At 63.0% G+C, this 7,476-nt stretch carries 7 protein-coding genes; 4 read left to right on the top strand and 3 right to left on the bottom strand.

Features of this window, described 5'->3' with window-relative positions:
- Window positions 1-345 precede the first annotated feature (345 nt).
- Together xth and YUA_RS0136005 are read left to right on the top strand one after the other, a co-directional pair.
- Window positions 346-1,161, top strand: coding sequence for an exodeoxyribonuclease III (gene xth / locus YUA_RS0136010; RefSeq protein WP_027535022.1), 816 nt, complete (start codon window positions 346-348; stop codon window positions 1,159-1,161).
- A 79-nt stretch (window positions 1,162-1,240) separates the two neighbouring features.
- Window positions 1,241-2,803 (top strand): hypothetical protein, encoded by a 1,563-nt coding sequence (locus YUA_RS0136005; protein ID WP_156947517.1) that lies wholly within the window; start codon window positions 1,241-1,243, stop codon window positions 2,801-2,803.
- Window positions 2,804-2,839: 36 nt separating this feature from the next.
- Here YUA_RS0136005 and YUA_RS0136000 read toward each other — a convergent pair whose 3' ends face one another.
- Both YUA_RS0136000 and YUA_RS0135995 read right to left on the bottom strand, forming a co-directional pair.
- Complete coding sequence (locus tag YUA_RS0136000) at window positions 2,840-3,283, bottom strand: cyclic nucleotide-binding domain-containing protein (RefSeq protein ID WP_027535020.1); 444 nt, start codon at window positions 3,281-3,283, stop codon at window positions 2,840-2,842.
- Between the two features lie 60 nt (window positions 3,284-3,343).
- Window positions 3,344-4,030, bottom strand: coding sequence for a response regulator transcription factor (locus tag YUA_RS0135995; RefSeq protein WP_007598630.1), 687 nt, complete (start codon window positions 4,028-4,030; stop codon window positions 3,344-3,346).
- A gap of 236 nt (window positions 4,031-4,266) precedes the next feature.
- On the opposite strand from YUA_RS0135995, the gene YUA_RS0135990 reads away from it, so the two are divergent.
- Window positions 4,267-4,803, top strand: coding sequence for a L,D-transpeptidase (locus YUA_RS0135990; RefSeq protein WP_371259936.1), 537 nt, complete (start codon window positions 4,267-4,269; stop codon window positions 4,801-4,803).
- A gap of 170 nt (window positions 4,804-4,973) precedes the next feature.
- On the opposite strand, the gene YUA_RS0135985 is transcribed toward YUA_RS0135990, so the two are convergent.
- Complete coding sequence (locus YUA_RS0135985; RefSeq protein ID WP_027535018.1) at window positions 4,974-5,663, bottom strand: YggS family pyridoxal phosphate-dependent enzyme; 690 nt, start codon at window positions 5,661-5,663, stop codon at window positions 4,974-4,976.
- 107 nt (window positions 5,664-5,770) lie between these two features.
- On the opposite strand from YUA_RS0135985, the gene YUA_RS0135980 reads away from it, so the two are divergent.
- Entirely contained in the window at window positions 5,771-7,468 is a 1,698-nt protein-coding gene (locus YUA_RS0135980) for a diguanylate cyclase domain-containing protein (protein WP_027535017.1), read from the top strand.
- Window positions 7,469-7,476 lie beyond the last annotated feature (8 nt).

The raw sequence follows: 7,476 nt of genomic DNA, 5'->3' as shown, positions 1-7,476 counted from the left end.
CTTACGTTCGCCCGGCAATATCAAGCCGGTGCAATAGTCACGCAGCGGCCTCATCCGCACTGCCTGACCGATCACACTTCCAAGCCCAGCTACATAGGCCGCAAACCGTGCCCCGCTGCTTTCACCCTGATTGAGATCCATCTGGCCCTCCGCATGCCAAATATTGAATCTCCTCAAATATTTGATTCTCCGCCCACCGCGGCCGCGACCGAATGACTCAGTAAGATTAGCCGAAGGCGTAACCCACCGCTTATTCCTCCGCGGAAAGCAAGTCGGTGGATTACGCTCCGCTAATCCACCCTACAAACTGCCACTCACGCCAATCCATGCTAAGACGCCATCCTCATGCGTCTTTCCCTGACAACCTGGAACATCAATTCGGTGCGGCTGCGCATCGATCTGGTCGCGAAGTTTCTCAAGAGCGCGCGGCCGGACGTGCTGTGTCTCCAGGAGACCAAGTGCATCGACGATGCCTTTCCGCTAAAGCGCTTCAAGCGGCTCGGCTACGAGCACGTCGCGCTGAACGGGCAGAAGGGCTATCACGGCGTCGCCATCGTCTCGAAGATTCCGTTCGAATCCCGCGACATCCGTACCTTCTGCGACAAGGTGGATTCGCGCCACATCTCGGTGTCGTTCGGAGAGAAAGCCAACATCGCAAACCCGCTGGTGCTGCATAATTTCTACGTGCCCGCCGGCGGCGACATTCCCGATCCAGCGCTGAACGAAAAGTTCGACCATAAGCTTCGCTTCCTCGACGAGATGAAGGCGTGCGAGCCGCTGCATCCGCGCGGAGAAGACCGCCACATCCTGGTCGGCGATCTCAACGTCGCGCCGCACGAGAACGACGTATGGTCGCACAAGCAGCTTCTGAAAGTCGTCTCGCACACCCCGATCGAAACCGAAAAGCTGCAGGCCGCGCTCAGCGCCGGCGAATGGATCGACGTCGCGCGCGACCGCATCCCGATGTCGGAAAAGGTCTACACGTGGTGGAGCTACCGCTCCGCCGACTGGACCGTCGGCGACCGCGGCCGACGGCTCGACCACATCTGGGTCTCGCGTGCGCTGAAGGATGCGGTTCAGGATTTCAGGATTCTGCGCGATGCCCGCAGCTGGGAGCGACCGTCGGACCACGTGCCGGTGACGGTGACGCTGGACGTCTGAATTTTTGTCTTGACGCGTTTTCTTAACGCGAACCGGTATCCATTTCGCTGGAAAACGCTCCCAGCCTTCGGAGAGGATGATGCGCACACAGGCGCCGTCAGACCCCACAAAGCCGCGCGTTGATGCGTGGTGGAATTCCCGTTTCGTCGTCCCGGGATTGATGTTGCTGAGCACGATACCCTTCTGGTTCGTGCACACGCCGCCGCTGATCGATTTCCTCGCCCATATCGGCCGCTACCACGTGCAGCTGCATCTGGCGAACTCGCCCGCGCTGCAGCAGAACTGGGATTTTCACTGGCAGCTGGTCGGCAATCTCGGCGTTGAATTGCTCATCGCTCCGCTGGCACCGATGTTCGGTCTGGAACGCGCCGCGTGGCTGATTGCGCTGGCGCTTCCGCTCCTCATGATCTCCGCCATCGGGCGGATCAGCCGAGCCTTGCATGGAGAGCTCACGCCCTTCGCCATCGCCGCCGCATGGTTCGCGATGTCCTATCCGTTCCAGCTTGGTTTCGTGAATTACTGGCTTGGCTGTGCCTTGGCGCTTCACGTTTTCGCATCCTGGGTCGGGACGACAGGGACGAATGGCTCGGTGTTGCGCGCCGCGCTGTTCGCGGCGGCCGCCTGCCTGGTCTGGCTCGCGCACGCCTATGGCTGGGTCGTTCTGGTCGTCCTCGTCGGCGCCTTTGAGCTCTGCCGCAACTGGAATCGCGCGCCAGCGACGTGGCCTTCCATGGTGATCGTCATTCTGCGACGCGCCTGGCCCGTCATGATCCCGGCCGTGCTCATGATGGTCTGGCGGCAAGGCAATGGCGCCGCCTCGACGGGTCATTTCTTCGACATCGGCACCAAGACCCTCGGACTGGTATGGACGCTGCGCGACCAGAATATCTGGCTGGACACGCTGAGCCTGCTGCTGGCCATCGGCCTGCTGTATTTTGGCATCCGCAGCCGTGACGTCAGCCGCAATCCAGCACTGCTGGTCGGAGCAGCGAGCTTCCTCGTTCTGATCCTGCTGATGCCAGGCGAGATGTTCGGCGCCGTCTATGCCGATGTCCGGCTATGGCCGGTCTTCTTCATCATCGGCCTCACCGCCATCGCGCCCACCGACCGCATGCAGCGCGGCTCGGCGATCATTGCGGGCATGGCGCTGGCTGTTTTTGCGATTCGGATCGTCGCCATGGCGGTCGGATTCGCAGCCTATGATTCCGGTTACACGCAACATTTGCAGGCCCTGAAGGACGTCCCGCGCGGCGCAAGCATCGCCGTGCTGACACGGCCGCCAAGCTGCGAGCAATGGCGTGCGCCGCGTGTTGCGCATCTGGGGTCGCTCGCCATCGTCCGGCGGGACGCCTTCGTCAACTCCCAATGGGATGCATCGGGTGGCCAGCAACTCCTGACACCGCTCCGTGCGCGCGGCACCGCGTTCAACGCAGATCCGTCTCAATACATCGAGATACCCCCGGGCGGCTGCGACGGCGATCTGAGTGCCACGCTCGCGCAAAGGATCGCGCAGATTCCGCGCGATCGCTTCGACTATGTCTGGCTGCTCGACGTCGATGCGCCGCACCTGGCGGTCATGCCCGGACTGCGGCGCCTTTACCAGAATGACCGCAGCGCGCTGTATGAATTCAACAGAGAATGAAACCCGCGGAGTAGGTCCCGGGTAGATCCATCGCGCTCAGGTGCTCAGCTTCGCACCGGCCATCAGGATGTCGCTCGCGATCTGGCTGGAGCGAACCGCGAATTCGTCGCGGAGGCGGACCGCGGCGGCGGGGTCGCTCTCGAGCACGCGCTGAAACAGGCTGCGCGCGACGCGGATGACAGAGGAGTGCTCCAGCGCGACCGCGCCGGATGGCCGCTTCATCGGCACGACCAGCGCGAGCTCGCCAATCAGCGTGCCGGGACCTGCGATCATCTCGGCGCCTGCGCCGTCATCGACGCGAAAGGCGCCGCGCTGCACCACGAAGCCGGCGTCGGCATCGTCGCCGAGATTGAACAGGGTGTCACCACGGACGAAGTCACGCTGCTCGGAGCCGATCGCCAGCATGCGCAACGAGGCGTCTCCCAACAGGCGGAGTGTCGGGACACGCTCGAGCAGCGCTACGTCGTCGTCGATTGACATTCCGGTCCGAGGCTCGTGGAACGCGCTAATTTACGACGAATCGCGCGCTCCTGGAACGTATCACGGCACCAGCTTGTAGCCACCGGCTTCCGTCACCAGGATTTCCGGGTTGGCGGCATCCTTCTCGATCTTCTGGCGAAGGCGGTAGATGTGGGTTTCCAGCGTGTGGGTGGTGACGCCGGAATTGTAGCCCCAGACCTCCTGGAGCAGGGTCTCGCGCGACACCGGCATCTGGCCGGCCCGGTAGAGGAAGCGCAGGATTGCTGTTTCCTTCTCGGTGAGGCGGACCTTGCGCGCATTGGCAGCGGTCAGCATCTTGGAGCCGGGGCGGAAGGAATAGGGGCCGACCGAGAACACCGCGTCCTCGCTGGCCTCGTGCTGGCGCAGCTGGGCGCGGATGCGGGCCAGCAGCACGGCGAAGCGGAAGGGCTTGGCCACATAATCGTTGGCGCCGGATTCCAGGCCCAGAATCGTGTCGGAATCGGTGTCATGCCCCGTCAGCATGATGATCGGGGCCTTGAAACCGCCTTTGCGTAAGGAGCGGACCACCTCGCGACCGTCGGTGTCGGGGAGGCCGACATCCATCAACACGAGATCGGGGGCGTTGGCCTTTGCCGCGCTGGCACCCTTGGCGCCGGTATCGACGGCGGAGGCTTCAAATTCTTCGTGTAGCGATAATTGCTCCACCAACGTGTCGCGCAGATCGGTATCGTCATCCACGATCAGGATCTTGCGGGCATTGGCCATAGGGGATCATCCTTTTGGGGTCGACCAGGCGCGCATGCATGCCGCACCCAGCCGTGATGGGAAGTTTGAGGGGTCGCTGTTTTTGTTGTTGTTCGTGTTGAAGTAGTGGGCTGTTACCGATTCACAAGCCGGAATTACTCTAACCTAGAATAGCAGGGCCAATTGATGAATGTCCTGTAATGAATTCGACACCGCGCGTTCACATGGAAAATAACGTCAATTCAAATGCTTATCCCATGAATCGGCGCTTCCGGCAGCTCTCCACGATCCGCGTCAAGCCTGCCGCCGGCAATCCGTGCCGGGGCTGGCTGACCGCCGGACAGCTGACGATTCCGGTAGCGCTGGGGCGCGGCGGAATTCTGGCCAACAAGCGCGAGGGCGACGGCGGCACCCCCAGGGGCAGCTTTCGTCCCCGACGATTGTGGTGGCGGGGCGACCGCCACAGCCGCCCCCACACATTGCTCCCGGCCCGGATCATCACCGGCGCGGACGCCTGGTGCGAGGATCCCGGCGATCGCCACTACAACCAGTGGATCCGGCGCGGCGACGGCGAGGGCGGCGACCGGCTCAAACGCGACGACCAGCTCTATGACTTCATCATCGAAATCGACCACAACACCAGGCCGCGTATCGCCGGCCGCGGCAGCGCGGTGTTTCTGCATCTGGCGCGCGACAATTTCGGCCCGACCGCGGGCTGCGTCTCCATGACGAAATCTGCGATGCTGCAATTGCTGCGGCGATTGGGGCCGCGAACACGAATCATCATCGGGTGAGGGCGGAAAGTGTTGGTGAGATTCGAATAGACTCTGCTGTCGTCCCGGCGAAGGCCGGGACCCATAACCACAAAATTCAGTTTGGCGAAGACTGATCGTTCGGTACTCCGACCCTCCGCAATCGATGGATTCCGCGGTATGGGTCCCGGCCTTCGCCGGGACGACGAGAATCACCGGTGTCCGAAGATCGCGCTTCCCACGCGCACATGGGTGGCGCCGAGCATGATGGCGGTCGCATAGTCCGCGCTCATGCCCATCGACAGATTCTGCAATCCGTTGCGCGCAGCGATCTTGGCGGTCAGCGCGAAATGCGCCGCCGGCGGCTCGTCAACCGGCGGGATGCACATCAGGCCCGAGATCGTCAGCCCATAGGTGTCACGGCAGCTCGCAAGGAAGGCGTCGGCCTCGCCGGGCGCGACACCGGCCTTCTGCGGCTCCTCGCCGATGTTGATCTGAACGAAGAGTTGGGGGTGCTTGTTCTGGGATTCGATTTCTTTGGCTAACGCTTGGCAAATGCTCGGACGGTCGACCGAATGGATGGCATCGAACAGCGCGACCGCCTCTTTCGCCTTGTTGGATTGCAGCGGCCCGATCAGATGCAGCGCGATATCTGAGTAAACAGACGTTAACGCCGGCCACTTGCCTTTGGCCTCCTGCACGCGATTCTCGCCGAATACGCGCTGTCCGGCGCCGATAACCGGAGTAATTGCATCAGCCCCAAAAGTCTTGGACACCGCGATCAGCGTCACGGAGGCGCGATCGCGCCGCGCATCCTTGCAGGCGCGTGCAATCTCCGCTTCGACCGCGGCGAGCGCGTTTGGTGAATCGCCGGTTACCGGCGCGGCATTGGCTTCTGTCATGACGTCGATCAACTGCAGGAGTAACGGAGTTAATTCCAATTTTACCGAGTTCAAGAAAGAGTTTTTGAACCCTTCGCTTTACCTTGCCCGCGGGGTGGGTAGCGAAGATGGCAAGCGTTAGTTTCAACCGCAAACGAGCAAAACTCAAGCAGGTCCTAGGCATCAGGGCCCGGCTTGCGTTGCTCGCGGTGATTCTGGTCGCGCCCTTGATGCTCGAGCGGATTCGTTCGCTCGAAGACACCCGCACCAAGCAGATTGCGCAGGCCACGGCCGAGTTCACCACGGTGGCAAGGCACGGCGCCGATGCGCAGCGCGAAGTGATCTCGTCGGTCGAGACCATCCTGAAATCCGAGGCCTTCATCCGCGCCTCCGCCGGCGGCGTCAGCAAGAGCTGCGACGTGTTGCGCGCGAGCCTGCCGACGAGCCTTCCGTGGATCCGCACGCTCCTGATCGCCGGCCAGGACGGCCGCATCCAGTGCGCGACCAACAACATGTATGTCGGCCTCGACCTCTCCGACCGGCCTTATTTCCGGCAGGCGCAGGAGACAGGCCGCTTCGTGCTGTCCGACTTCATCCTGTCAAAGCCCGTGCAGTCGCCGACCGTCATGGCGGTCTATCCGGTCTCCGCGTTCAGCGGCGTCGCCGACGCCGTCGTGCTCGCAACCGTCAACCTCGACTGGATGTCGAAGGTCATGAACAATCTGGGCGGCCGCGCCGGCATTACGGCGGTGCTGGTCGACAGCGCAGGCACCGTGCTGGCTGCGCCCGCCGACCAGCACAGCGCGGTCGGACGTCCGCTCGACAACATGCCGCTGATGTCGGCGATCACCGACAAGGCCTTGCGCTCCGATCAGGACGAAGGCTCGCTGTCGTTTCTCGCCGCCGACGGATCGCGCCGCGCAGTCAGCTTCATCCGCATCGCCGGCACCAATTCCCGCCTGATCGCCAGCATCGACGAGGACAAGGTGTCCGCGGCGGTGAGCCGCGACATCCGCACCGCCTATCTCCAACTCGCCTTCGTCGTCGTGTTCGTGCTGCTCGGCGCGCTGATCGCCGCCGAGAAGCTCGTGATCAAGCCGATCGAAATGCTCGCCGACATGGCCAAGCGTCTCGGCGAAGGCGACCTGTCGGCCCGCGCGGCGCGCAACCGGCTGCCGTCCGAATTCGTGCCGCTGGCGCGCGCCTTCAACGCGATGGCGGCCCAGCTCAGCCAGCGCGAGCGCGAGCTGATCGCGACCAACGACCGGCTGACGGTGATGGCGTCGATCGATATGCTGTCGGGACTTGCCAACCGCCGCGGCTTCCAGAGCCGTCTCGACTTCGAATGGATGCGCGCGCAGCAATATGGCAGCGAGCTCGCGCTGTTGATGATCGACGTCGACCATTTCAAGCTGTTCAACGACACCTACGGGCATCTCGAAGGCGATTCCTGCCTGACCCGGCTCGGCGAGTCGCTGTCCGGCATCGCCGCCGACACGATGGGCTTTGCGGCGCGCTATGGCGGCGAAGAATTCTGCCTGCTGCTGCCGAACACCGACGTGATGCGCGCGGTCGAGATCGGTGAGCTGGTCCGCGCGGCCGTACTGAAGCTCTGCCTGCCCCACATCACCTCGGCCCACATGATCGTCACCGTCTCGATCGGCGTTGCGGCGACGCGGCCGAACGAGACCTTGCGTCCGGGCGATCTGATCGAAGCCGCTGATGCTGCGCTCTATGCAGCCAAACATCGCGGCCGCAACAATGTCGTCGAGCACGGCATTTTGCGGATCGAGGGGACCACCGCTGAAATCGCGATGGCGGGCTAGCTCTATTT

It is taken from the genome of Bradyrhizobium sp. WSM3983 (genome assembly GCF_000473045.1).
Taxonomy (GTDB): domain Bacteria; phylum Pseudomonadota; class Alphaproteobacteria; order Rhizobiales; family Xanthobacteraceae; genus Bradyrhizobium.
The sequence above is the reverse complement of the archived record's forward strand: the minus strand, read 5'-3'. Positions and strand labels throughout refer to the sequence as shown.

Bases quoted from the DNA above. Each gene is read 5' to 3' on its own strand.
- xth (WP_027535022.1), top strand. From the start codon at position 346: ATGCGTCTTTCCCTGACAACCTGGAACATCAATTCGGTGCGGCTGCGC.
- YUA_RS0136005 (WP_156947517.1), top strand. From the start codon at position 1,241: ATGCGCACACAGGCGCCGTCAGACCCCACAAAGCCGCGCGTTGATGCG.
- YUA_RS0136000 (WP_027535020.1), bottom strand. From the start codon at position 3,283: ATGTCAATCGACGACGACGTAGCGCTGCTCGAGCGTGTCCCGACACTC.
- YUA_RS0135995 (WP_007598630.1), bottom strand. From the start codon at position 4,030: ATGGCCAATGCCCGCAAGATCCTGATCGTGGATGACGATACCGATCTG.
- YUA_RS0135990 (WP_371259936.1), top strand. From the start codon at position 4,267: ATGAATCGGCGCTTCCGGCAGCTCTCCACGATCCGCGTCAAGCCTGCC.
- YUA_RS0135985 (WP_027535018.1), bottom strand. From the start codon at position 5,663: ATGACAGAAGCCAATGCCGCGCCGGTAACCGGCGATTCACCAAACGCG.
- YUA_RS0135980 (WP_027535017.1), top strand. From the start codon at position 5,771: ATGGCAAGCGTTAGTTTCAACCGCAAACGAGCAAAACTCAAGCAGGTC.